General features: G+C 71.7%; 18 protein-coding genes. 4 read left to right on the top strand and 14 right to left on the bottom strand.

Going from position 1 to position 23,870, the window contains the following annotated elements; all coding sequences use genetic code 11:
• Positions 1 to 9 precede the first annotated feature (9 nt).
• The 6 genes from F0U63_RS18395 to F0U63_RS18370 all read right to left on the bottom strand — a co-directional run bounded on the left by F0U63_RS18395 (position 10) and on the right by F0U63_RS18370 (position 8,097).
• Positions 10 to 1,440: a hypothetical protein gene (locus F0U63_RS18395; RefSeq protein ID WP_395847225.1), complete on the bottom strand. Its 1,431-nt coding sequence runs from the start codon at positions 1,438 to 1,440 to the stop codon at positions 10 to 12.
• Positions 1,427 to 3,367 (bottom strand): hypothetical protein, encoded by a 1,941-nt coding sequence (locus F0U63_RS18390; RefSeq protein WP_395847224.1) that lies wholly within the window; start codon positions 3,365 to 3,367, stop codon positions 1,427 to 1,429. Before F0U63_RS18390 ends, F0U63_RS18395 begins: the two co-directional genes overlap by 14 nt.
• A gap of 1 nt (position 3,368) precedes the next feature.
• Positions 3,369 to 4,316, bottom strand: coding sequence for a FecR domain-containing protein (locus F0U63_RS18385; RefSeq protein ID WP_395847223.1), 948 nt, complete (start codon positions 4,314 to 4,316; stop codon positions 3,369 to 3,371).
• A 77-nt stretch (positions 4,317 to 4,393) separates the two neighbouring features.
• Positions 4,394 to 6,241: an ATP-binding protein gene (locus F0U63_RS18380; RefSeq protein ID WP_395847222.1), complete on the bottom strand. Its 1,848-nt coding sequence runs from the start codon at positions 6,239 to 6,241 to the stop codon at positions 4,394 to 4,396.
• A 153-nt stretch (positions 6,242 to 6,394) separates the two neighbouring features.
• Positions 6,395 to 7,375 (bottom strand): hypothetical protein, encoded by a 981-nt coding sequence (locus F0U63_RS18375; protein ID WP_395847221.1) that lies wholly within the window; start codon positions 7,373 to 7,375, stop codon positions 6,395 to 6,397.
• 32 nt (positions 7,376 to 7,407) lie between these two features.
• Positions 7,408 to 8,097, bottom strand: coding sequence for a hypothetical protein (locus F0U63_RS18370; RefSeq protein ID WP_395847220.1), 690 nt, complete (start codon positions 8,095 to 8,097; stop codon positions 7,408 to 7,410).
• Between the two features lie 205 nt (positions 8,098 to 8,302).
• On the opposite strand from F0U63_RS18370, the gene F0U63_RS18365 reads away from it, so the two are divergent.
• Complete coding sequence (locus tag F0U63_RS18365; protein ID WP_395847219.1) at positions 8,303 to 11,380, top strand: cyclic nucleotide-binding domain-containing protein; 3,078 nt, start codon at positions 8,303 to 8,305, stop codon at positions 11,378 to 11,380.
• Here F0U63_RS18365 and F0U63_RS18360 read toward each other — a convergent pair.
• Positions 11,277 to 12,185, bottom strand: coding sequence for a hypothetical protein (locus F0U63_RS18360; RefSeq protein WP_395847218.1), 909 nt, complete (start codon positions 12,183 to 12,185; stop codon positions 11,277 to 11,279). The genes F0U63_RS18365 and F0U63_RS18360 overlap by 104 nt on opposite strands.
• A gap of 307 nt (positions 12,186 to 12,492) precedes the next feature.
• Here F0U63_RS18360 and F0U63_RS18355 point away from each other — a divergent pair, with 307 nt between their 5' ends.
• Together F0U63_RS18355 and F0U63_RS18350 are read left to right on the top strand one after the other, a co-directional pair.
• Positions 12,493 to 14,097: a bifunctional metallophosphatase/5'-nucleotidase gene (locus F0U63_RS18355; RefSeq protein WP_395847217.1), complete on the top strand. Its 1,605-nt coding sequence runs from the start codon at positions 12,493 to 12,495 to the stop codon at positions 14,095 to 14,097.
• A gap of 88 nt (positions 14,098 to 14,185) precedes the next feature.
• Positions 14,186 to 14,620, top strand: coding sequence for a putative toxin-antitoxin system toxin component, PIN family (locus F0U63_RS18350; RefSeq protein WP_395847216.1), 435 nt, complete (start codon positions 14,186 to 14,188; stop codon positions 14,618 to 14,620).
• Between the two features lie 9 nt (positions 14,621 to 14,629).
• On the opposite strand, the gene F0U63_RS18345 is transcribed toward F0U63_RS18350, so the two are convergent.
• The 6 genes from F0U63_RS18345 to F0U63_RS18320 all read right to left on the bottom strand — a co-directional run bounded on the left by F0U63_RS18345 (position 14,630) and on the right by F0U63_RS18320 (position 19,887).
• On the bottom strand, positions 14,630 to 15,256 hold the full coding sequence (locus F0U63_RS18345; protein WP_395847215.1) for a DUF47 domain-containing protein: 627 nt from the start codon (positions 15,254 to 15,256) through the stop codon (positions 14,630 to 14,632).
• 180 nt (positions 15,257 to 15,436) lie between these two features.
• Positions 15,437 to 15,985: a nicotinate (nicotinamide) nucleotide adenylyltransferase gene (gene nadD / locus F0U63_RS18340; protein WP_395848383.1), complete on the bottom strand. Its 549-nt coding sequence runs from the start codon at positions 15,983 to 15,985 to the stop codon at positions 15,437 to 15,439.
• Between the two features lie 8 nt (positions 15,986 to 15,993).
• On the bottom strand, positions 15,994 to 16,677 hold the full coding sequence (locus F0U63_RS18335; protein ID WP_395847214.1) for a hypothetical protein: 684 nt from the start codon (positions 16,675 to 16,677) through the stop codon (positions 15,994 to 15,996).
• Complete coding sequence (locus F0U63_RS18330) at positions 16,674 to 17,867, bottom strand: exo-beta-N-acetylmuramidase NamZ domain-containing protein (protein WP_395847213.1); 1,194 nt, start codon at positions 17,865 to 17,867, stop codon at positions 16,674 to 16,676. The genes F0U63_RS18335 and F0U63_RS18330 overlap by 4 nt, the downstream gene beginning before the upstream one ends.
• 13 nt (positions 17,868 to 17,880) lie before the next feature.
• The gene (locus F0U63_RS18325) at positions 17,881 to 19,128 is read right to left on the bottom strand and encodes an adenylate/guanylate cyclase domain-containing protein (protein WP_395847212.1); all 1,248 of its coding nucleotides are present in this window, start codon (positions 19,126 to 19,128) and stop codon (positions 17,881 to 17,883) included.
• 60 nt (positions 19,129 to 19,188) lie between these two features.
• Positions 19,189 to 19,887, bottom strand: coding sequence for a hypothetical protein (locus F0U63_RS18320; RefSeq protein ID WP_395847211.1), 699 nt, complete (start codon positions 19,885 to 19,887; stop codon positions 19,189 to 19,191).
• 77 nt (positions 19,888 to 19,964) lie between these two features.
• On the opposite strand from F0U63_RS18320, the gene F0U63_RS18315 reads away from it, so the two are divergent.
• Positions 19,965 to 22,367, top strand: coding sequence for an endonuclease MutS2 (locus F0U63_RS18315; RefSeq protein WP_395847210.1), 2,403 nt, complete (start codon positions 19,965 to 19,967; stop codon positions 22,365 to 22,367).
• A 63-nt stretch (positions 22,368 to 22,430) separates the two neighbouring features.
• On the opposite strand, the gene dbpA is transcribed toward F0U63_RS18315, so the two are convergent.
• The gene (dbpA, locus tag F0U63_RS18310) at positions 22,431 to 23,816 is read right to left on the bottom strand and encodes an ATP-dependent RNA helicase DbpA (protein WP_395847209.1); all 1,386 of its coding nucleotides are present in this window, start codon (positions 23,814 to 23,816) and stop codon (positions 22,431 to 22,433) included.
• Positions 23,817 to 23,870: the final 54 nt, after the last annotated feature.

The raw sequence follows: 23,870 nt of genomic DNA, 5'->3' as shown, positions 1-23,870 counted from the left end.
CCCAGGCGCCTACCGGGTGACGGGCACGTTCGCGGAGGTGACGAGGGGGGCCACCACGGGCAGGCCATCCGTCGCGTCCTGACCCCGGGCGCCCACGCGGAAGGAGCACGAGCCCGGCTGGGAGGCTTGCAGTTGCGCGCGGAACACCGTGCCCTGTCCGCCGGGCAGGTCCGCCATCCGCGGCATGGGCCCCGAGACCATCCACACCTGGCATCCCTGGCTGCCTTGCGCGAGTCCCTCGCCATCGAGCACCACGCCCCGCACCTCGGACTGGCCGAGGTTGTCCACCGAGACCTCGACGGTGAACACCTCGCCCACCCGGACGCTCGAGGGCAACTGGCTGAAGCGCGCCTTCAGCTCCCCTCGCTTCAGGACGGTGAAGGAGGGCGAGGTGGCCTCCGCGATGGGCACCGCGCCGCCGGTGAGCGCATCCGTGCCGGCCAGGCTGACCTTGAAGAAGCCCTCGCCAGGGGTCGTGGCGAGGGCGAGCCAGACGAAATCCCGGCTCTCCTGCGGCTCGAGGTCCACGTGATCGGGCAGGGGCGCGGGAGGCAGGGCCACGCTCACGCCCTCCACGGACGGCACCGAGGGCTTCACGTCCTGCAACCGGACCTCGCTGTCGTTCGTCACGCGCAGGGTGAGGGTGAAGGGCTGGTTCACGTTCACCACCTGGGGCGACACGAGGAGCGTGCTGGAGGGCCGGGCGCGGACATCCACCTGGAGCGCCTGGAGGGGAGCCGCCTGGAGCGCCTGCCCGGTGATTTCCTCGCGGCCCTGGAGCTCCAGCGCGAAGTGCACCGTCCCCTTCGCGCGGGCGGCGAGCTTCCACGAGAAGGAGGCATATCCCCCCGGCTCCACGTCCAGGGGCTCCGGCTCGGGCGCGGAGAGCAGCTCCACGCTCCCCGCTTCCACCGGACGCAGCAGCGCCCGGACACCGAGCGCGCGCGTGCCCCCCGGGTTGTGCACCGTCAACACCAGATGGGTCTGCTCGTCCGGCCACAACCGTGGCCGTTCCACGAAGCCCTGGGCGGTCAACGACGCGAGCGGCCGATCCGAGGCGTAGTACGCCTGGGGCAGTTCCACGCGGCCCCCCAGGGGTGTCACCACCGTCAGCGGGTACCAGCCGGGAGCGAGGCCCTCGGGAATCTGGATCCTCAACGTGCGCGTGTCCGTCCACGTGACGTCGTCGAGCGCGTGCGGGCCCAGGAAGGCATCGAAGTCGGAGTCCACGGTCACCGCGTCCCCTCCGCCCACGTTCTGGGTGGGGAGGACCAGGAAGTTCTCGCCCTCGATGACGCCGGACACCGGCGCCGTGGTCAGCCCCCAGCCGGGCACCAGACGATGCACCTGGGGCTCGTACCCACTGCTCTGGGAGCAGGAGAATCCGAGCAGCCCCAGCAGCAACACCCCTGCCCAGCGGATCCAATCAAAAGAGCTCAAGCCGGTACCCCACGTGGAACCCGGCGCCCTGGAGCACGCCCCTCAACACGGGCAGGGCCGGATCATTGAAACGGAAGAAACGCACCTCGGCGAACGGCTGCCCGGGCCCCACCCTCATCCCCGCGCCCAGCGTCGCCTGCGCTCCGAGCACCAGGGTGCTCTGCTCCAGCACGAGTCCCTCGCCCCAGCGCGCGCGACCCCGCACCCACGCCACGCCCACGCCCGCCCCGGCCCAGGCCTGAATCCCGTACTCGCGCGGCGTGCGCAACCCCAACGCCAGCGAGGTGTCGAGGACTCCATTCTCCCCGGAGAAGCCGGGCACCGCCGTTCCGCCCGTGCGCGAGAACCACAGGTAACCGGTATCGAGCCACACCCCCACGGAGGGCCACGCGCGCACCGGCCACGCCTCCACGCGCAGCCCCACGGACCCGGCCCGCACATCGGCGAGGTTCGTCATCATGCCCACGCGCGGCGCCAGGGACAGCACGCTGCGGCGCAACAGCGGCAGCGTGCCGCGTTCGATCAACTCGCCCACGCGCACCACCACCTCGGAGGGCTGGTCCACATGGGACTCGGGCGGCACGTAGCGCAGCTCGTACTGGCCCGGCGCCTTCGCCAGGAGCGTGCCCTCCAGGCCCCCGGCGAGCGTGGCCTCGGGCCGCGAGCCCACGACGGGGTTGCCGAACCGGTCCTCCACGGAGATGTGCCAGGCCGCCTCCGACAGCCCGTCCGCCACCAGCACGGGCCGCAGCGGCGCCATCCGCACCCGGGCGAGCTCCCCCGCGCTCAGCTTCAGGCGGCGCGTCGCCACCGGCGTCGCACTGCCCTCGCGCAACAGCCGCAGCTCCACGGACTCGCGTCCCGCGAAGCGCGTGGGAAGCGCCAGCCGCGCGGCGTACTCCCCCGCTCGCTGCTCGACGAGCGTCAGCTCCTCCGACAGCTCCGACGCGAGCCGCAGTCCGGCGCGCGTGGGATTGCCCACCGCGTCGCGGGCGGAGACCTCCACGAGCACCCGGGCCTCCTCGGACGCCACGAGCTCGTCGCGATCCAACCTCATCTCGAAGTGCTGGGCCGGACCGGGCCGCGCCTCCACCTGGACGCGCAGGGACCAGCGCGGCTCGCGGCCCACCGTGCCCCGCAGCTCCAGCGGGCCCATGGGCCCCGGCGGCACGGTCCAGCTCACGAGGAAGACCCCGGGCTCCCGCTCGATGGGCGCGCTCACGCGGCCGCGCGACGCGGAGAAGGAGAAGGCGCGGGGCGGGCGCTGGGGCGTGCCCGCGAGGCGCGACAGATGGAGCCACACCTCCACCGTCTCCTCGCGATCGGCCCACACCTCCCGGCGGTCGGGGACGGCATGCACGTAGGGCCAGGGAGGCACCCCGAGCTCGATGCGCCGGGAGCCGAAGAAGGCCGCCTGCACCCCGGGAGGCACGGTGATGGGAACACGCGCCAGCCCCTTCGCGTCCGCGGAGATCGGCCCGAACGTCTGCTCCCCCACCCGGAGGGAAACGGGGGCACGGGCCCGGGTGCGCACCTCGGCCTCGCCCTGACCCCAGAGCGGCAGGACGGTCCACCCCTCCAGCGCTCCCCCAGGCCCTCGCGCCCGCGCGACGAGGAGGACCTCTCCGGGGCGGCTCTGTCGGGGCGGGACGTAGGTGGCGCGAAAGACACCCGGTGCCACGGACACGGGCGCGCCCACCGCCCCCACGCTCGCGAACAGCTCGAGCCGCGTGGCGTCCGAGGGCAGCTCCACCCGCACCTCCACCTCGCCGCTCTCGCCGAGCACCACGTGCGAGGGCTGGCACCCGAGCCGGATGCCCTGGGACGGGAGGCTCGCGGCGTCCGCCCGGGCGGCGTGCACGGGGAGGAGCCCCGCCATCACCCCCACGAGCAGCAGCACACATGGCGCCCGGTACGCCCTCATCACGTCAGGGGGCCTCGTTCCAGTGGAACTTCACCGACTCCGCGGGGGGGGCGGCCGTGGTCCGGAAACGGCAGGTCAGGGAGACCTCCCGCGTGGCGCCACCCGGCTCCCGCGCGAACACCTTCACCCGCGAGCGGCCTGGGGCCTGGGGCACGTCCGCGCGGAAGCTCCCATCCTCGGACACCTCCGCGGGCTCATCCTCCACCCAGACCTCCGTGCCCACGCGCACCTTGCCGGACAGCGACAGGCACAGCGTGTTCGCGGTGGGGGCACGGGCCACCTTCAACAGCACGTCCAGGGGAATGGGCTCGGGGCCGACCGGCCTCGCGCCGTCGAACACGATGCCCTGCTGCCCCGCGCCCACCTGGATGTGGGCGCCCGCGGACGACACGTCCACCGCCCCGCCCCGCGTCACCACCGCCACCATGGCGCCGCGGCGCAGCATGGTGAAGCGCGCCGCGCGCGTCTGGGCCACCGTGCCGCCCTGGCTGCGCACCCGCAACACGCGCGCCTGGCTCTCGCCGTAGTCCACGTCGATGCGGCCCCGCTCCAGGCTCAGGGTGTGCACGTCGCGCGTGAGCTCGCCCACCCGCACCTCGGAGCGCTCGGGGATGGACAGCCGCGACGCCTCATCCCCCACCTGGAGATCCACCCGGGCCCCGGGGCCGGTACGCACCGATTCGTCCGGAGCGAGCGAGTCGCCCACCCGCAGCTCCATCCAGGCCTCGCCCCGGGTGCGCTCCACCGCGCCCACCACTTCGATCACCCGGGCGCGCGGCGCCACCTCCACGACGGGCACCGGAGCGACGGCCACGGGCACGGCCACCGGGGGCCGCGGCACGTCCGGCGCGGAGCGGCCGAGGAAGAACCCCCCGGCCCCCAGGGCCAGCAACAGCACCAGCACCAGCACCCACCCTCGGGCGCGTCCGGACGGCTCCTGGCGCGGGCTCACGTCCGCGCTCCCTGGAGTCTCGTGGACTGCACCCTCGGCCCTGTCCGCATCACGTCTCCTCGCTCCCGTCCGCCGGCCTATACCAGGTGGGCCTCGGCGCCCACCGCGGGAAGGATGACGGTGATGGTGGTGCCTCGCCCCTCGGCGCTCTCCACCCGGATGCGGCCGTGGTGCGCCTCGACGATGCCGTGTGCCACCGACAAGCCTAGCCCGATCCGCCCGGGCTCGTCCTTCGTCGTGAAGAAGGGATCGAAGATGCGCTCGCGCAGGGACTCGGGAATGCCCTTGCCGGTGTCCTTCACCGACAGGCACACCGCGTCCCCCTCCACCGTGCCGAGCCCCACCGACAGGGTGCCTCCGGCCGGCATGGCGGTGACGGCGTTGCGCAACAGGTGGGACACCACGCTCTGCAATTGCTCCGCGTGGCCCAGCACCTGGGGGATGGGCTCGTTCAACGCGCACGTGAGGGTGATGCCCCGCGAGCGCAGCTCCGAGTCCACCTCGAGGAGCGCGGCGCGCACGGGCTGCGCCGGATTCAACGGCCGCCCCGCCCCGCTGCGCTCCTGCTCCGTGATCTGCCGCATCTGCCGGATGATGGTGCACATGCGGCGCGACTGCTCGAGCGACATCTCCAGGCTCTCACGCAGCGGCGTGCCCTCGGGCACCTCCTCGCACGCCAGGGACAGCAGCCCGAGGATGCCCGTGAGCGGGTTGTTGAGCTCGTGGGCGAGCCCCGCGCTGAACGAGCCGAGCGCCGCCATCCGCCGGGTGCGGGCGATTTGATCCTGCGCCTCGCGCAACTGCTGGGTGCGCTCGTCCACGCGCTGCTGCAGCTCCTCGCTCCAGCGCCGCAGCTCGGCGTCACGCCGCTGCAGCTCGCCGGCCATGTGGTTGAAGGAGCGGGCGAGCTGTCCGAGTTCATCGCGGCCCTGCTCGACGACGCGCTGCTCGTAGCGGCCGGAGGCGAGCGCGGCCACGCCCTCGGACAACCGGGCGACGGGCTGGCTCACGCCCCGGGCGAACACGAAGCCGAGTCCGGCCGTGGCCCCCAACGCCACCAGGGCCCCGAGCACCGTGGAGCGCCGCACCTGCTCGGCGGGTGCGAAGGCGGCATGGGCCTCGCGCGCCACCACCACGCCCCAGCCGAGCTCCGGCACGGGCGCGAAGGCGGCGAGGTACTCCACCCCGTCCACGCCGGACACGGTGCGCACCGCGGACCTGCCCCGGGACAGGCCCTCGCGCACGAGCTGGAGCTCCGCCGGGCTCAGCTCGTGGTGGCCAGGTGAGGCGATCACCGGCTGGCCGTCCGCGTCCACGACGAAGGCGCGTCCGCCCCCCTCGGAGATCTCTTCCACGCGCTGGCCCAGCTCGGCGAGTGACAGCTCCGCGAGCAGCACGCGCGAGGCGTCCGAGCCCACGCGCACCCCGAGCACCACGCGGCCACCGGGGGACTCGGGGGCGTGGTACGGCGGACCGATGGCGGCGCCCGTGGCGAGCGCGGCCCGCACGGGCGCCTGGCTCGAGAAGAGCGCGAGGCTCGCCTCGGTGACGCGCTGCGGGCGCTCGTCCTCGTCCGGCGAGTACACGGCCGGGGCGAGCGCGTGGCCTCGCTCGTCCACCAGCACGAGCAGGTTGAAGGCCGACAGCTGGCGCAGGGGGATGTCCAGCACCTGGGAGAGCTGCTCGGGCGAAAGCCCCTCGAGGGGGAGGTACCTGGAGGCCAGACGCAGGTTGTCCACGCCGGACAGGACGAGCTGGTGGCAGGAGCGCGCGAAGTCCATGGCGGCCTGCGTCTGGAGTCCGCCCACCACGCGGTGCAGCTCACGCCGGTTGGCGTGGAAGGACAGCGCGCCGAACAGCAGCAGGGGCACCACACCCACCAGGCAGAGCACGAGCATCAATCGTGAAGCGAAACGCACGGGCACGTGGGCACCCCGGTCCTACGAGACAGGGGAATTGCACCACAGGCTCCCCCGGCGGGGGAGACTCCAGGACGATGGCGACGTCACACCGTGAACGTGCGCTTGCTCCCGGCGTTGTGCGGTGGACAACGCCCGCGGAGGAGGGCTCGACGGGCGTCAATAGACGACGAGCGGATGGGGGGCGTGGTAGCTGACGATGGTGAGCACGGGCAGCTTGGGCGCGTCCTCGTCCTCGTCCTCACCGCTCGAGGTGGTGCGCAACCCATCGAAGCGGGCGAGCACGACGAAGTCCTTGCCCGGAGCGAAGAAGGGATCCGCGCTCGTCAGGCGGCCGAGCGCCTCGCGCCCCGTCTCGTCGGAGAGGTTGTCGTAGCGCGACAGGCTGGAGGACGTCTGCTCGCTCTCCCGGGTGACGAGCTGCCCGCCCAGGTTGGCGCGGCCGAACGAGCCCACGTCCCCGCCGAGCGCGCCCGAGCGCACCTTCACCGACTCACGGCGGGTGGTGGCGCCCACGGGCTGCTCGCGCACCACCGAGCCCACCGCCTGCTCGACGAGCCACACCGTGGGCTTGTCCTCGTCGCTGCGCACGTCGGCCACCTGGGCGCGCAGCAACAGGTAGCGGCCCTTGTAGATGTCCGGCTGGGCGATGGCGTCGGACAACCCGAAGATGGGCACCTTGTGCTCGTGCAGGAGCGACAACTCCCCCGGCACGCTGCCGCCGCGCAGGGCCACCACGTGGGCGATGATCCGCGCCGCGTCCGGCCGCACCCGCAGGTCCTCGGCCCACGCGTCCGCCAGGAGCGCGCCCAGGAGGGTGAAGTGGGTGCGCTCCACGCAGGACTTGAGCGCCGTCCAGGCCGAGTCGCGGGACGTGGCCTGGAGCGCCCGCGCCGCCGCCTCGCACTGGGAGGGCGTCGCGTAGCGCGCCCCGAAGGACTTCTCCTCCGGACGGACGGGCTCGGGAACGGACGGGGAGCGCTCCGGCAGGGGGCGCGGCTCCGGGGGGATGAGGGAGCGGGAGTTGTCGCGCGCCGCCACCGCGTGCGAGTGCCCGCCACAGCCCACCAGGGCCGCCGCGCACACCAGGGCCGCGCCCGAGCGCGCCAGACCCTTCGTCATCTTCTGGAAGGCAGACATGAGTGCTTGCTCCGTTGAAACCGGTTGCCAACCTACAGCGAGCCCTGGGTCCGGGAGGGCCGCCGGGCCTGTTCCGTGGGCCGGCGCTCCTCGCTCGAGGAGGGGCCCGCCGGCATCATCAGCTCACACGCCGAGCCGCACTGGTTGGACAGGCACGCGAGCGCGGTGGCGCCCAGCTTCTGCTGGGACACGTTCTCATGGCAGGTCTCACCCGCCCCGGGGCAGCCCCGCTTCTGGGCGCACTGGCAGCAGGCGCTGGCCACCGTGGCCATGGTGGAGATGTCCTGGAGCACCAGCGACAACTGGCGGTAGCAGGCGCGCGCCTCCGGGGCGAAGCGGCCCTTGGCGTCGATGACGGGCCTCTTGCCCTCCAGGCCACAGAAGTCCTGGGCGGCCTCGGAGTAGCGGCGCTCGCACTGCGCCACCAGTTCCTTGTCCGGCGCGAGCCCCGAGGACGGCCGGGCCGCCTGGGTGCACAGCGCATGGCCGATGTCCGTGAGCGTGCGCACGTTGCCCGACGCCTGCTCCTTCACGTTGGAGGAGGAGGACACCTCGGACTCGAAGATGCATTCGCGGCCCGCGCGCAGCGTGTCCACGGTGCAGGCCCAGGCGGTGGGCAGGGCGTTGGTTTGGGGGGGAGCCCCCAGGGCTTCGGGCGGCAGGGTGCCGCCGGAGGCCTCGGGAGTCGAACAGACGAGGGCGAGCAGGACTGCGGCGATCATGTATCCCCCAGCGTAGAACCACTGCGCTCCATACTCAATCGAGCGGGGGGGCTCCAGCAACCGGCGACCCACCTCGTGCTCGCTGGTCATCAATGGCGGTGCGTCCCCGGGGGCCTCGACGCTCGGCCGCTCCCCTTGCGATCACCTCGCCCCCAGGTGCTGGCTTCTGGAAATTCCGGTATTGGACGGTTAGAATCCCCGACCCGTGGCATCTCCAGAGCCGCAGTCCTGGGGCCAGCGTCTGTGGCCCGCGGCGACCTTCCAGTTCGCCCTCATCGCCGGTGTGACGCAGCTGAAGACGGCTGTGAACGCCCTCGTGTTGTCGCGCTTCGAGTCGCACGTGCTGCCCTACCTGTACCTGGTGGGCGCGCTGCTGGTGGCGACGATCGCGCTCCTGCCGCGGCCCAAGCCCGGGGAGCCGGCCGCGTCGCTGCGGCTGCTGATGGGCCTGGGGGCGCTGGTGGTGGGGGCGCTCGCGGTGGGGGTGTCGCTCGGCCACCGGCTGCCGGCGCTGGTGCTCTACCTCTTCGTGGATGTGTTCACGACCTTCATCTCCCTGCGCTTCTGGGGGCAGATGGCGGCGGCCTTCGACGCGCGCGAGGCGCGGCGGGCCTTCACCGCGCTCAACGGGGTGGGCATGGCCGGAGGCATGATTGGAGGCCTGCTGGTACAGGGGCTCGCCGAGCGGCTGGGCACCGTGGCCATCGTGGTGGGCGGAGCGCTGTCGCTGCTCATCGCGGGCCTGGCCTTCCACTTCCAGCCGGACGAGGCACCCGCCCCGGCGCGCTCGCGCCACCTCGCCCCGCCCGTGGCGGCGTGGGAGTACCTGGCCACCAGCAGCTACGCCCGGGTGCTGGCGGCCCTGGGGGTGAGCTTCGCGCTGCTCTCCGCCTTCGTCGACTACCTCTTCCGCCTGCGCGTGGAGCACACGCTGAGCGAGGACGGGCTGGCGGCGCTCTTCGGCTCGCTGCAGCTGTGGATTGGCCTGGTGTGCGTCGTCTTCCAGCTCGTGCTGGCCGAGCGGCTGCTCAAGCGGCTGGGGCTGATGGCCTACCTGGCGCTGCTGCCGGGCATCATGGCGCCCCTGGCGGTGGCCTCGCTGGTGACGCAGCAGCTCTGGCCGGTGCACCTGTTGCGGCTGCTGGAGAACGCCGTCAACTACTCGCTGCTGCCGGTGGGCGTGCAGCTGCTCTACGCGGCGGTACCCGACAGCGAGCGCGAGTCCCTGCGCGCCGCGGTGGAGGGGCTGTTGCGCAAGGGCGGCACGGTGCTCGCGGGCGTGCTGCTCATCGGCGCGGGCCGCGCGGCCGACGGCGTCTCCATGGCGCTCGCCGTGGTGGCCCTGTGCGGCCTGCTCGGCGTGCTGCTCATGCGCCTGCGGCCCGCGTACGTGGAGGCGCTGGGCGAGCAGGTGGGTGCCTCCTCCGAGGAGGACGAGGCGCTGGGCCGCGAGGATCGCCGGCTGCTGGTGGAGGCGCTCGCCTCGAGCGCGCCGGAGCGGGTGCTCAACTCGGTGGAGCTGCTGGCCCAGGAGGGGCTGCCCCTGCGGCCGCACCTGCCGGAGCTGCTGCGCCACTCGCACGAGCGGGTGCAGGAGCGCGCCGTGGAGCTCGCCCTGGAGCTGGGCGCCACGGAGACGGCGCCCCTCTTGGAGCAACTGGTGACGCAGGGCGCGCGCCGGCCCCGCGACAGCGCGGTGTGGGTGCTCTCCAAGCTCGCGCCGGAGCGGGCCGAGGTGCTGCTGCCTCCGCTGCTGCAGAGCCCGGACGTGGGGCTGCGCTGCGCGGCGATCGGCGCGCTCTTGAGCACCCGGTGGAACGCGGCGGCGCGCGTGTCCCTGGGCGCGCTGGCGGCGCGGGGCTCGCAGGCCCCGGTGGCGGACCGGCGCGAGGTGGCGGGGCTCTTCGGCCGGCTGCGGGACACCACCTATCTGCCCATGCTCACGCCCTTCCTGGGCGATCCGGACAGCTCCGTGCGGCGCGTGGCGGTGCGCTCCGTGGGCCAGGGCGGCTACGTGAAGCTGGCGCCCCGGTTGCTCACCTTCCTCACCTGGCGCGAGGAGCGGCGCGAGGCGCGCGAGGCGCTCGCCGCGCTGGGCGACGCGGTGACGCCCCTGTTGGAGACGACGCTCAACGATCTCTCGGCGCCGCTGGCCATGCGGCTGCAGGTGCCCCGCGTGCTGCGCCTCATCGGCACGCCGGCGGCGCTGCACGCGCTGCTCTTCTCCAACGTGCGCGATGACGCCCGCCTGCACTTCCGCATCGGCGCGGAGCTGTCGCGTCTGCGCGACGAGCACCCCGAGCACCCGGTGGATCTGGATCGCGTGCGCGAGGCGCTCATCCGCCGGCGCGACGTGTACCGGGCGATGGTGGGGCCCTACCGCGACGTGCGCGCGGAGCTGGGAGATCAGGCGCTGCTCACGCGCGTGATGTGTGACCGGTTGGATCAGGCGCTGGAGCTGTCCTTCTTCCTGCTCGGCCTGTTGCACCCGCCCCAGGTGATGCGGCGCGTGCACCAGCACGTGGCGGGACAGGACGCGCGGCGCCGGGCCTACGCGCTGGAGCTGCTCGAGGCGCTCACGGACGATGATGACCGCTCACTCGTGCGCGAGCAGGTGGAGACGCACCACCGGGAGCTGCCGCCAGGCGAGACGGGACAGTTGGAGGCACACCTCGCGTGGTTGTGCCGGAGCGAGGACGTGGTGCTGCGCGCGTGCGCGCGCCAGGTGGCGGGCCGGATCGGCTTGGATCTGCCAGCGGCCCAGGAGTCGGACATGAGTCAGGCAACGGTGCAGAAGCTCTTCCTGCTGGAAGGGGTGCACGTCTTCTCGCAGAACGACGTGGATGACGTGGCGGCGGTGGCGGCCATCGCCCGCGAGACGCGCTTCCGCGCGGGTGAGCGCGTCTACAGCGAGGGAGATCCCGGCGACGCGCTCTACGTCATCATCGAGGGCTCCGTGGACGCCGTGAGCAACGGCGAGCACGTGATGCGCATTCGCGCCAAGGAGACCTTTGGCGACATGAGCCTGCTGGACGGCGCACCCCGCCCCACCGACGCCGTCGCGATGGAGGACACGCGGGCGCTCGTCATCGACCGGCGCGACTTCCTCGATCTGCTGGCGGACCGGCCGGAGCTGCTCACGGGCTTCTTCCGCGCGGTGAGCCAGCAGCTGCGCGCCGTCATCCAGGCGGCCGAGCCCCGGCAGCCGGGAGAGGTGGTGACGATGGGGCCGCGTCCAGCGGAAGAGCCCCCACCGCCGCCAGAGCGGAAGCAGGCGGGTTAGCACTTCGCACGGGATGACCCTCCGCCGCGAGCAGGTGCGCGGCGGCCACGGGAATGGTGGGGCGCAGGAAGCACCGCACCAGCGGCAGCTTCGACACGGCCCGCGCCAGCGCGAGCCCCATCAACCCCCAGGGCCGTTGCTCCACGCACGCCGCGGGAGAGAACACCGGGTGGGTGACGCGTGCCCAGCGCGCGCCATAGGCCCCCAGCAGCGGAACGCGCGAGCCGAGCCAGTTCCAGGCGCGCAGGAACCAGGGCGCGCGCGCGTGCTCCTGGGTCCAGGCCCGCGCGCTCTTGCCGGCGGTGAAGACCACGAACCACCACCCGCCCCACAGCGAGACCAGCAGCGGCATCAAGCCCGTATCCCCCAGCACGTTTCCGTACGCCAGGCGGCCGAGCCGATTGGCCACCCAGAGCACGGGCACGCCCCAGGCGAACAGCCACAGCGCCCGCCAGTGCTGCTTCAGCTTCTTGATCAGCCAGGGCATGTTGAGCCGGACCTGGGGCCTGAGCGGCTCATCCTCCGGCTCGAGCCCCGTGCGCACGCTCGCCTCGCGCGAGAGCTCCGTGTGGTGGTCGCGCGACAGGGCGATGACGATCCACTGGAAGAGCTGCAGCGAGGACAGGATCGCCGCCGAGTACACCAGCCACAGCTCCACTCCCGTGCGCTTGCCCACCTCGCGCGCGACGTCGTCCTTCCACTCCCGGGACATCACCACCAGCGCGACGACGACGGCCGCCTGGGTGATGCCCACCGTCAGGTAGCGCCGCCGCGTCCCCGGATCCGCCAGGAGAACCCTGACCAACTGGAAAGGCAGACAAAACCCCTGAACGAATTGGCCCCAACGACTCACGGGCGGAGCAGCCGCCTGCCACGGCAGGTGTTCCGCGTGGCGTCTTACGTTGTCCCACACACTCCACAGGGTCTGTTCGTGGGAGGAGCCCTGCTCCGGTCCGCCCCGAGCCGGTGAAGCAGGAGCCTTCTGATGATGGCCGTGCACAGGATGACGATAGCACGTGGCGTCCGGGCGCCAGGGAGGCCCCCTTTCTGAGGCTCCAGGGCGGGAGGTGTGCTATTCGCCCGATCGCAGCGTCAACCCCTTCGGAGACCGCATGCCTCCAGAGTTCGATTCCAAGCCGGTGTTTCGCGCGATGAAGCCGTGGCGCCGTGCTTCCGGTGTCCTGGCCCTCTCTCTCGTGGGCGCGCTCACCGGCTGCGACGACAAGAAGTCCAACCCGGAGCCCGCCCCGGCCCCGGCTCCCTCGGCTCCGGCGCCCGCCCCCGCGCCCCAGCCCACGACGGTGACGGTGCTCGTCACCGGCAGCGTCAACGGTCAGCTCGCTCCCGCGCCCACCGAGGAGGGCACGACGCCTCCGGGCGCGGCGCAGCTGCTCGGCTGGTGGGAGGCCAAGGAGAAGCACTGTCCCGGCCCGCTCAAGGAGGGTCAGGCCTCCTGTGAGAACGCGTCCACGCTGGCGCTGACCATCGGCGACGCCTGGAATGGCCCCGCCCTCTCCTCCTTCCTCTATGGCGAGTCCACCGCCACGGTGATGGGCCGCATGGGCTATGCCGCGTCCGCGCTGGGCAACCACGAGCTGGACTTCGGCCGGGAGCAGTTCCAGAAGAACCAGCAGCTCGGGGGCTTCCCCTTCCTCGCCGCCAACCTGAAGGTGAAGGACGCGGCGCTGGCCAAGGGCTGGGAGCTGCCGGGCTTCAAGGTGTTCGAGCGCCAGGGCCTGAAGGTGGGCGTGGTGGGCCTCACCTCGCCCAAGACGGTGTCCACGGCCATGGCCGGCCGCGCCGAGGGCCTGGAGATCATCCCCGACGAGCAGGCGCTGACGCAGGCGGTGGCCGAGGCGCAGAAGGCCGGAGCGGACACCGTGGTGGTGCTCGCGGACGAGTGCCCGAGCGACCTGAAGGCCGTGGTGGGCGCGCACAAGGACTGGAAGGTGTCGCTGGTGGCGGGCGGGCGCTGCCCGCAGCCCACGGAGACGAGCAAGGATGGCGACACCACGTACGTGTCGCTCGGCAAGGGCTTCGGCAAGTACCTGCGCGCCTCCTACACCTTCGATCCCTCCAAGCCCGAGGGCGAGCAGGTGACGGCGGTGGACGCCACGCTCGTGGACGTGACGGGCGGCGAGGGCGCGCCGGCGGCCAACGCGGACATCACCCAGCAGCTCGCCGACTTCCAGCAGCGCCTGGACAAGGTGCTCGGCGAGGAGATCGGCTTCGTGAAGAAGGCGCTGCCCGCGGACTCCAAGCAGCTCGGGGCCTGGGTGGCGGGCGCCATCCAGCAGCAGCTCTCCACGGACGGCGTGGTGCTCAACCGCAAGGGCTTCCGCGCGGGCCTGCCCGCGGGCAAGGTGACCAAGGGCAGCGTGTACTCGGTGCTGCCCTTCGAGAACTCGCTGCTGGTGGTGGAGCTCAAGGGCGAGGACCTGGCGCGCCAGCTCGCCAATCCGGAGGCGGTGTTCTCCGGCTTCACCGCGGCCGGCAAGGGCAAGTTCAAGGACGCCAAGGGCAAGCCGCTGGACGCGAAGAAGGACTACAAGATCGCCACCGTCGAGTACCTCTACTTCGGCGGGGACGGCTTCGAGTTCGAGAAGCTCGACCCGGAGCCGGATGAGACGGGCATGTCCTGGCAGACGCCCGTCATCGACTGGACCAAGGCGCAGGCCACCACCGAGGCCAGGCCGCTGGACAAGGCCGTCAAGTAGGCCGCCCGTCCGCGGCTCGACTCCGGGGCCCGGTGGCTCCTCCCCAGCGGAGGAGTGCCGGGCCCCCCGCTTTTGGGAGCACCCCTCCATGAGCCCGTTGCCCCTGGTGCTCGACACCAACGTGGTGCTGGATCTGCTGGTGTTCGACGACCCCGCCCTGGGACCGCTCGCGCGCGCGCTGGCGTCGGGCACGGTCACCGCGTGGGCGGATGAGCACACCCTGCGGGAGCTGAAGTACGTGCTCGCCTATCCCATCTTCCATCTGGACGAGGCCGCCCAGCGCTCGGTGCTCGAGCGCTACCGGAGCCTCGTGAGGCAAGTGCCGGTGGAGCCGTCCATGCCCCTGCCTCCCCTGCCCCGCTGCCGCGACCGGGATGATCAGAAGTTCCTCGAGCTCGCCGCCCGCGCGGGGGCCCGGTGGCTGGTGAGCAAGGACAAGCGGGTGTTGTCCATGGCCGATCGCGTGGGACTGCCCTTCGGCATCCTCTCCTGCCGGCAACTGGTGGCGCGGCTGGCCGGGTGAGCCCGTGCTTCAGGCGTACGTCAGGACGATCTCCTCGATGACATCCGCGGCGTCCCGGCACTTGAAGAGCGCGCTCGTGAGGGCGTCGTAGATCTCCTTCCACTTGAGCACGGTGAGGTGATCCATCCCGCTCTTGAAGAGCTGGCCCTTGCTGGCGCGCAGCACGTCCTTCGCCTCGCGAGCCAGCAGCTTGAGCTCCTTGCAGCCCGAGAGGATGGGCTCGGGGTTGCGCAGCGAGCGCAGCGTCCCCACCACCGCGCGCAGCTTCTCGGTGAGCGTCACGAGCAGGCTCGCCAGCCGCGTGGCCTCCGGCAGGCTCGCGGGGATTTCGTAGAAGCGCAGCCGGAGCGCCGCCGCGAGGGTGAAGTCGAGCACCTCGTCGATCCGCGACAGCAGCGCGTGGATGTGCGTGCGCTCGAACGGGGCGATGAAGGCCGAGTGCAACCGCTGGAGCGCGAGGTGGTTCACCGAGTTGCCCTGGTGCTCCATCCGCTCGAGGGCCTCCACCCGGGAGGGCACGTCGCGGTAGTCGCTCAACAACTCATGGAACAGACGCGCTCCGGCCAGGGTCGTGGCGCACTGGGCATCGAAGTCGTCGTGGAACCCATCCGCTGTGGGCATCAATCTCTCGAGCATGCAACCTCCGGTTCGCCGCACCAGGTGAATGGCTCAGGGGAACGCGGGGCCCATAAAGCCCTTGGCCCGTTTCGCGTTCGTTACATGTTCGTGACGAAAGATTGTGCACCCCGTCCCGGTCAGGGAAGACCCCGAGTGCGTTTTCCACCCGGGCCCACCAGGGATGGGGGGCCCGTGGGCTCAGGGGGCGTACAGGTGGTGCTCACGCGCATACGCAAGCACCGGGGCCGGCACGAGCTCCGCGGGAGGCTCACCCCGGACCAGGCGCTCGCGGATCTCCGTGGAGGAGACCTCGGCGAGCGGCGGCCCCACGGTGCCCTCGGCCGGGTAGCCCGCGCGGTAGAGCACCACCACGCGCGCGAGCCGCTGGATGCGCTCGAAGTCCTTCCAGTGCGGCAGGTCCTTGAGGATGTCCGAGCCGATGATGAGCGAGAAGTGGTGCTCGGGGTGGCGCGCCCGGAGGAAGTCCAGCGTGTCCACCGTCCGCCCATCCTTGCCCACCTCGCCCTCCACCCGGGACGTCTTCAGCCAGCCCGAGGTGTCCTCCCCGAGCAGCTCACACATCCGCACGCGGTGCTCGAAGGCGACGGACGCCTTGCCAAAGGGATGGCGGAAGGTCGGCATGAACCACACCTCGTCCACGCCCTGGGTGGCGCGGACGTAGTGGGCGGCCATCAGGTGCCCCACGTGGGGCGGATTGAAGGAGCCTCCGAGCAGGGCGATGCGCATGGGTCGCTTCACTTGATGGACATCTTCGTGCGCCGCTCGAGGGGCAGCACCCGGGGCTCCAGCACGGCCTTTCCATCCAACCGCCAGGCGGAGAAGCGCAGATCCCGCTCCACGCGCTCGAGCAGCGCGCACGTCTGTTCCGCGGCGCCCGCGAGCCGCCCGGGCGACAGGAAGAAGCGCGGGCCGATCTGCACGAGCTTCGGCTCGGACTCGCGGCCGTGGAGGAAGAGGCTGGCGTTGATGAGATCGTCACGCTCCAGGTCGTTCTTGTCGTAGACGAGGCAGCACAGCGTGTCGCCCACCATGTCCAGCACCTTCCGGGGGATGGACGGGTCGCGGTACTGGAGGCAGTCGCGCTCGGGGGTGCGCAGGAAGTTCTCGCGCACGCGCAGGGGATCCGCCGCCTCCTTCTCGAGCTCCTCGCGGCTCACCGACAGCGAGCGCGGACGGGGCTTCTTGTCGGAGACGGACAGCCAGCGCTCCACGTCCTGGAGGAAGTCCGTGCCCGAGTACTCCCGCCCGCCCCGGCTGCGCTCGCGCCGATCGAGGATCCACTCGTCCAGGTCGGTGTAGCGGCCGCCGAGAAAGACGAAGCGCTGGGCGCCCTTGGCGCGCAACAGCTCATAGGCCGCGTCGAAGGCGGCCAGATCCCCATGGCTGTCGGAGAGAATCCCGATGACGTCTTGGCTCACGAGCCGTGAGCGTACAGCAGGTGACGCTCCCTGCGCCGGGCGAACTCCTGGGCCTGGGCGTCGAAGCCTTCCAGCAAACGATTCAGGGGCCAGCCCGCCTCGATGCCCCGGCGCACCTGGTCCGTCCCACACAGCAAGTCGAAGGCGGGCACGTCGTCCACGAACTCGTAGGCGTCCTCGCGCCAGGCGAAGCCCCGGCCCTGCCCCAGCTCGTGGAGCGCCTGCCAGATGGCGATGCCCGTGCGCAGGGGGAGGAAGGCGGTGCGGTCCGTCACGTGGATGAAGGCGCCGTTGCACGACACGCCCCGGTACTTGTCGAAGGTGGGGGTGAATCCCACCACTCGGAAACGCACCCCGGGCAACTGCTCGCGCTCGAGCCGGGCGATGAGGGCGTCCGAGTCCACCCACGGGGCGCCGAACTGCTCGAAGGGGCGGCAGGTGCCCCGGCCCTCGGAGACGTTGGTGCCCTCGCCCTGGCACATGCCGGGGTAGACGAGCGCCGTGTCGGCGGTGGGCATGTTGGGCGAGGGCGGCAGGAAGGGCAGCCCCGTGTCGCTCCAGAAGTCCTCGCGGCGCCAGCCCTGCATGGGCACCACGGTCAGCTCGCAGCCAAAACCCTGCTCGTCGTTGAAGAGGCGCGCCAGCTCGCCCGCCGTCATGCCGTGGCGGTTGGGGATGGGGTAGAGCCCCACGAAGGAGCGGTAGCGCTCGCCCACGAGGTTGCCCTCGATGGTGACGCCGTTGAGGGGGTTGGGCCGGTCCAACACGTAGAAGGGGATCTTCGCCGCGCCCGCCGCCTTCATGGCCAGCGCCATGGTGTAGACGTAGGTGTAGTAGCGGCTGCCCACGTCCTGGATGTCGAAGACGAGCGCGTCCAGGCCCTCGAGCCACTCGGGGCGTGGGGAGAGCGACTCGAAGGTGGAGCCGTAGAGGCTGTGCACGGGGACGCCCGTGCGCCGGTCCCGGTCCGCGTCCACGGCGACCATGTACTGGGCCTCGCCGCGCACGCCGTGCTCGGGGCCGAAGAGGGCCGCCAGGTGCACGCCCGGCGTGCGCGCCAGCAGGTCCGCCAGGTGCTGGAAGTTCGAGTCCACGCTGGTCGGGTTGACGATGGCGCCCACCCGCTTGCCCTTGAGCGGCGCGAAGCCCTGCTCCACCCACACATCCAGTCCCGTCTTCACCCGTCTCATCTCGTGCTCCCTCTCAGCGGCCGAGCCGGCCCAGCGCCCGCTCCGCGGCCTCGCGCGAATTGCATCCGGGCTCGAAGAAGCCCGCCTTCTTTTCTCCGGCACCGCCCTTCTTCGCGAGCGTCTCCAGCCCCTCGCGGGCGGACGCCAGCCGGAGTTCCCCCAGCGCCTCCGCGGCCTCAAGCCGTACCGGGCACACCTCGTGATGGAGCATCTCGATGAGCCGCGTCCCGGCCCGCTCCTCGCCAGCCTTCGCCCCGAGGCGGTAATGCTCCACCGCGCGCTCGGGCCGCTGCAGCGCCTCCTCGAGCCGCCCGAGCAGCCATCTGCGTTCGCCCGCGGAGAGTTCCTTGTCCTCGGCGATGAGCCCGCGCGCTTTTTCCCCCCACTCGGCCCGCTCGGCGACGGGCAACTCCCTGTTGGCGGCGGCCTTGATGGCGGCCTCGACGGGCGAGTCGCTCAGGAGGAAGAAACCGCCGATGGCGAGCAGCACCAGGGCCAGCGCCGCGCCGCCCACCTTCAGTGCCCGGGGAGACGGAGGCCAGCGCCGCTGCCGGTGGGTCTTCACGGCGTGGAAGACCGTGCGGGTGCGCTGGGCGAGGCGCTCGCCCACCTGGGCCGCAGTGGTCGCGAGGTCCGGGCCCGGCGCCAGCATCGATTCGGGGACGCGCGAGAGGGCCAGGTTGCCGAACGGGGGGCGCTCCGGCTGGGGCTCGGACGGTACCTCCTGCTCGGGGGCGCCCATGCGGTACGGCCCTCGGGGGACGCGAAAGACGCGAATCTTGCTGGGGATGCCCTTGAGCTCGAAGAGGCCCACCTCGCGCGAGGGCACCTCGGCCTTGTTCATCGCGAGGTAGACGGCCTCGGTGAAGAAGACCTCGCCCGCCTCGGTGATGGACTCCACGCGGGCGGCGATGTTGACGGGCTCGCCGAAGACGTCCTGCTCCTCCAGCCGCACCTCGCCCACGTTGATGGCCACGCGCACGTCGAGCCGCTCGGCCTCCGAGGTCGTCTGGTTGTACTGCCAGAGCCGGTCCTGGATGGCCATGCCGCACAGGACGGCCTGGGTGGGGGACACGAAGGTGACCATGAACGCGTCCCCGATGGACTTGAGGATGCGCCCGCCAAACGCCTTGAACAGGGGCACGAGCAGCTCGCTGTGCGCCCGGAGCAGCCGCTCGTTCTCCTCGAGCGTCTGCCGGCTGGTCCGCTCGGAGAAGCCCTGGATGTCGGTGAACACGATGGCGAGGTTGGCGGTCTTCAAGGCGGGCGCAGTGTATGCAGTGACACGATCCACGCAATCGCGGAAGAGCGCCCTGTCCTCCTAGCGACGTGACGGGCGCAGCGGACGCATTTTCTTGGGAGGTGAGGAGGGCCCCAGTTTCTCCCGGAGCTGGGCCGCCTGGCGGGGGCGGCCCGTGCGCTCGTAGAACCGGGCGAACTGTTCGACGACGAGCACGTTGGCGGGCTGTTCAGCGTGCAACTCACGCCACTCATTCTCGGCGTGCTCCAACCGGCCCTGCTGCTCGATGACGTGGATGAGCTGGAGGCGGACCTGGATCCACTCCGGGCGGGTGCGGGCGAGCAGCTGGTAGTGCATCTCCGCCTTGAGCCAATCCCCCAGGGAGGCCCAGACGCCGCCGAGGCGGAAGCGGGCCTCGTCGTACGAGGAGCGCAGGAAGACGGCGCGCTCGTAGGCGCTGGCCGCGCGCGTCAACTGGCCGCGCTCCTCCCACAAGAGCCCGCGCAGGAAGTGCAGCCGGGGGTTGTTGGGCGCCGAGGCGAAGGCCACCTCCAGGTCCTTCTCCACCTGGTCCAGGTCCCCTCCCAGCTTGAGTCTCAGGCGGGCGGCCTCCAGGCGGGGAAGGGCCTCGTTGGGCCAGGCCTGGATGATGGCCTGGACGGCCGCGAGCGCGCCCTCGGCGTCACCGGCGGCCTCCTGGGTGAGGGCGGGTGTCAGGTCCCCGGAGATAGGGACGTCCGTGGCGGCCGCGAGGGTTCCCGCTACCAGGAGCCAGAGCATGGCTGGCTGATAGCAGAGCGGCACGCGCAGTCCAACCGCACTTCCTCTTGACGGCCGCCCGGCCGCGCATGAAACCCATGACCGTGCAGATCGCTCAAAGAACTCTAGAAGACCTTGGCTACGCGGAAGTGCTTCGTGCGCTGGCCCACCGCTGTCGGACCGAGCCTGGGAGGGAGCGCGCGCTCGCCCGGCCGTTCCTCGGGACGGAGGAAGAGGTCGCCGAGGCTCTGGCCCTCGTCGCCGAGACGCGGCGGCTGGCCCAGGAGCAGTTCTCCCTGCCGCTCGGCGGGGTGACGGACCTGAGGGGGGCGCTGGAGCTGGCCTCGAAGAACGGCCTGCTGGAGCCCCGGCAGCTCATCGCCGCGGCGCAGCTCCTGTTCGCCTTCGTGCGCACGCGCGAGGCCCTGGAGGAGCGGCAACACGTGGTGCCCCGGCTGGCGGCCATCTCGCGGAGGCTGCCGCTGCTCGAGCCGCTCGCGGTGCGCATCGACCGGAGCTTCGAGGCGGACGGGGAGATCTCCGACCGGGCGAGTCCGGAGCTGCGCGAGGCGCGCGACCGGGTGCGGGGCCTGCACCGGCGCATCAAGGGCCAGCTCGAGGAGATGCTCCACGACGAGGGCTTCCTGCCCAAGCTGCGCGAGAACTACTACACCATCCGCAATGGCCGGTACGTGGTGCCCGTCGTCTCCAACTACCGGGGCGAGGTGCCGGGCATCGTCCACAACGCGAGCCAGACGGGGCAGACGCTGTTCATCGAGCCCGAGGGGCTGGTGGGCCTGGGCAACGATCTGGCGATCGCCCAGTCGTTGGTGGCGGAGGAGGAGCGGCGCATCCTCCAGGAGCTGACGAACCAGCTCGGACGCGAGGCGGACAAGGCGCTCGAGGGGATCGCGGCGGTGGCGGAGCTGGACGAGGCGGAGGCGGCGGCGGTGCTGGCGGGGGACCTGCGCGCCTACACGCCGGAGTTCCAGGGCGTGGAGGACCTGGCGCTGGTGCGGCTGCGGCATCCGCGGCTGGTGCTGCGCGACACCGAGGTGGTGCCCAACGACGTGGAGATGAAGGGTCAGGCGCGGGCGCTGGTGGTGTCCGGCCCCAACGCGGGCGGCAAGACGGTGACGCTGACGGCGGTGGGCCTGTGCGCGTTGATGCTGCGCGCGGGTCTTCCCATTCCCGCGGGCGAGGGCTCGCGGATGCCGCTGTACCACACGGTGCACTCCACGGTGGGCGACGCGCAGGACCTGTCGCAGGGCCTCTCCACGTTCAGCGCGCACGTGGCGCGCCTGCGCGACATCACCCTGGCGGTGGCGAAGAACTCGCTCGTGCTCATCGACGAGATCGCCGCGGACACGGATCCGCGCGAGGGCGCGGCCATCGCCATCGCCGTGCTGGAGGAGCTGCTCGGCAAGGGGGCGGTGGTGCTGGTGACGACGCACCTGGAGGAGCTCAAGGCGCTCGCGCACCTGGATCCGCGCTTCCTCAACGCGCGTGTGGGCTTCGACTCCAAGCGCATGGCGCCCACGTACAAGCTGCAACTGGGCGCGGCGGGTGCGTCCTCGGCGATCGAGGTGGCCGCGCGCATGGGCCTGCCGGCGCACATCTGCGAGCGGGCACGCGACTTGTCGATGAACGCGGGCGGCGCGCTGGCCAAGGCGCTGACGGCGGCGGAGGAGGAGCGGCGCCGGCTGCAGGACGAGCTGGAGCGGGCCAAGGTGGCGGCGGAGGAGAGCGAGCGGCTGCGCAAGGAGCTCGAGGAGCAGAAGGTGCAGTTCGAGCGCGAGCGCAAGGCGCGGCTGATGCGCTTCAACGAGGAAGTGGCGGCGGCGAGCGAGCAGGCGGCGGCGGAGGTGCAGGAGCTGCTCAAGGTGCTCCGGGCACAGTCCAACGAGAAGGCGGCGAGCGAGGCGCGCGCGCAGCTGTTGCAGCGCATGGAGGAGGCCAACCAGCGGGCGAAGGCGGCGCGGGCGGAGCTGTTCCAGGTGGAGGCGCCAGCGCCGGCGGACCTGCGCGTGGGAGCGTGGGCGCGGCACTCGGGGTTGAACAAGGACGTGGAGATCCTGGAGCTGCACGGGGATCAGGCGCTGGTGGCGGCGGGCATCATGAAGATGCGCGTGCCGGTGACGGAGCTGTCGGGGACGCGCGCGGGCAAGCCCAAGGAGTCGAAGTTCCCCGAGCGCAACAAGCAGGTGCAGCATCTGCAGCGCGCCAAGGCGGCGGCGCCCGAGGCGGTGCCGTCGACGAACTACCGCTGCGACGTGCGGGGCATGCGGGCCGAGGACGCGCTGGGCGAGCTGGAGTCCTTCCTGGACCGGGGCATGCGCAGTGGAGAGGAAGCGGCGATCATCATCCACGGGCATGGCACGGGGGCGCTGCGGCAGGCCATCCGGGACTATCTCGCGGCCTCGCCGTACATCCGCATGTTCCGCCCCGGAGAGAACCACGAGGGCGGCGACGGCGTGACGGTGGTGGCCTTGAGGGCGTGAAGTGCTCTCCCCTTCCCTGTCACCGCCGGGGCTCGTTCCTGGCGGTGACAGGGAGGAAGGGCGTCAGCGCAACCGCTCGATGTGGTGCTTGCGCCCCTTGATGCGGCCCTGGCTCAGGCTCTGGAGCGCCACGCGCGCGACGCTCCTGGCCACGGCGACGTAGGACAGCCGGTCCTGGATCTCGATCTTCCCGATGTCCGTGGCCTTGAGCCCACCGGCCTCGCCGGTCAGGGCGCCGAGGATGTCTCCCGGCCGCATCTTGTCCTTGCGTCCGGCGGAGATGCACAGCGTCTCCCAGGCGGAGCCCAGAGCGCCCTTGCCCGCCGGATCCTCGGGGGGCAGTGAGTCCACGCGCGCCTGCTCCAGCCTGGACTTGGTGGCGTGTTCGATCTCCTCGACCTTGCGATCGTCCTTCGGGGTGACGAGAGCAATGGCGAGGCCCTGGCGTCCCGCGCGTCCCGTGCGGCCGATGCGGTGCACGTAGGGCTCGGGCTGTGAGGGCAGATCGAAGTTGAAGACGGCGTCGAGCGCCTCGACGTCGATGCCCCGGCCCGCCACGTCCGTGGCGACGAGCACCCGGGTGCTGTGGTTGCGGAACTTCGCCATGACGCGATCGCGCTCGAACTGCTCCAGGTCACCCTGGAGGCCATCCGCGCTCACCCCGGCCTCGTTCAGCGCGCGGGCCACCTCGACCACCGTCGCCTTGAGGTTGCAGAACACGATGGCGGACGTGGGCTGGTAGTGCCGCAGCAGCCGCAACAACACGGCGGTCTTCTCCTCGGGCGCGCAGAGGTAGGCGAGCTGCTGGATGTCGGGAGCCGCGTCGGCCGCCTCGACGGTGACGCGCGAGGGCTCCTTCTGGAAGGCGCGGCTCATCGCCTCGATGGACTCGGGGAACGTGGCCGAGAAGAGCACGGTCTGACGCGTCTTCGGGGTGGTGGCGAGGATGCGCTCCATGTCCTCGCGAAAGCCCATGTCGAGCATCCGGTCGGCCTCGTCGAGCACCACGGTGGCGAGGTGGCGGGTGTCGAGCACCTCGCGCTGGAGGAGATCCAACACGCGGCCGGGTGTGCCCACCGCGAGGTGGACGCCCTTCTCGAGCGCTTCGATCTGGGGCCGGATGGGCTGGCCCCCCGCGAGCACGAGCACCTGGAGGCCGGGCAATCTCCGGCCGAGGCGGCGGATCTCTCCGGCCACCTGGGCGCAAAGCTCCCGCGTCGGACAGAGCACGAGTGCCTGGAGCCGCCGGTGGGGGAGCTGGATCTTCTGCAGGAGCGGCAGCGCGAAGGCGGCGGTCTTCCCACTGCCCGTCTTCGCCTGACCGACGAGATCGCGGCCCTGGAGGAGCACGGGGATGCTCTGGGCCTGGATGGGCGTGGCGGTCTGGAACTTCAGCTCCGCGAGGACCTGCAACAACGGTGGGGACAGAGCGAGTGCGGAAAAGTCCATCGAGGGTCTCGAGCGGCAGAGGTGAGGAGGCGACGCCGGAGCGCCACCACGAGG

The sequence above is a fragment of the Cystobacter fuscus genome (assembly GCF_044360685.1).
GTDB lineage: Bacteria > Myxococcota > Myxococcia > Myxococcales > Myxococcaceae > Cystobacter > Cystobacter fuscus_C.
Note: the sequence above shows the minus strand (reverse complement) of the source record. Positions and strands in the feature narration are given on the sequence as shown.